At 79.9% G+C, this 1,298-nt stretch carries 1 pseudogene; it reads left to right on the forward strand.

The annotated features are described in order from the left end of the window. Positions 1–1,298 (forward strand): annotated as a pseudogene (locus NWP10_RS11990) (hypothetical protein); the annotation flags it as partial.

The following is a 1,298-nucleotide window of genomic DNA, read 5'->3' on the forward strand; positions in this document are numbered from 1 at the left end:
GATGTGTATAAGACGCCGCCTCCACGCCGAGCGGACCCGCGCGCACACCGTGCTGCACGCCGAGCGCGCCCTCGCCCAGGCCCGCCTCCTCGAGGACCGGGCCCGGGACGCCGAGCGCCGCGCCGCCGAGGAGGAGGCCCGCCGGCTGCGCGAGCACCAGGACCGCGAGTCCCGCGCCCTGTACCGGGCCGCGCGCGAGCTCGAGGGCCCCGAGGTCATCCCCGCCGCCTCGCAGCGGCCGCTGCTCGCCCGCCCCGAGGAGGGCCTCACGGACGAGGAGCTGTTCGCCCGCGCCCGCCAGGCCCTGCCCGAGTGGCGGCACCGGCAGCGCCTGGCCACGAAGGCGCGGGCCGTCGGGGCGGAGACCGCCGCCGACCGGTCCGCGGGCCCGTCCACCGGCCCCGTGCCGCTGATCCCGGGCTACACCCCGGCGGCGCCGGAGGAGCCGGCCGGCCCGGCCACCGTGCGGGACCGGCGCGGGCAGCTCGTGCTCACCCTGGCGTGGGCGGCGTTCGTGCTCGCCGGCGTCTGGGGGCTGGGGCTGTTCCGGTTCGTGCCGGGCCTGGACGCCCTCGACGCCGGCCCCTACCCCGCCGCGGGCGACGGCCGGCACGGCTCCGGGGCCACCGTCTTCTCCCTCTTCCCGCTGCACCCCGTGATCTGGCCGGTGCTGTGGCTGCTCACCGGGCTCCACGTGGCCCGGCAGTGGGGTCCGGGCCAGGGCGCCGCGCCCCGGCACCGACGCACCCGCGGGCCGATGGCCGGGGCACTGCTCGCCCTGGCGCTGTGGTTCCCGCTGGCCGTCCTCGTGCCCTGGGGGCTGGAGTCCGCGCTGTGGCTCGTCGCCCTCGCCCTCATGCTGGGCGCGGTGCGACGCCTCGGCACCCGCCCGGCCGCCGGACGCCTGACGCGGCTGGCCGAGGACGGGGCGCCCGGCGTCCTGCTGGGCACCCTCCTGGCCGGCGCCCCCACGGCGCTGGCCGCCACGCTCCACGCGTGGGGCGTGCACGTGGGCTGGTTCCCCACCGAGCTTGTCGCCGCCCTCGTCCTGCTCGCCCTGCTGCCCGGGGCGGCGCGCCTGGTGCTGGGCGGACGCGGCCGCATGGGTGTGGCCGTGGGCATGGCCTGGACCCTGCTCTGCCTGGCCCTGCCCCGCCTGCTGCCCAGCCCCCTCGGGGCGCAGCAGAGCGCGTCGGTGGGCCTCGTGGCCGCCTTCGGCGCCCTGCTGCTGCTCACCGTGGTCGGCGTGCGGCGCTCGTGGGCGCGGCAGCTGGAGCGCGACGCCGCCCGGGGGCTGG

It is taken from the genome of Micrococcus sp. HG099 (assembly GCF_024723355.1).
GTDB lineage: Bacteria > Actinomycetota > Actinomycetes > Actinomycetales > Micrococcaceae > Micrococcus > Micrococcus endophyticus.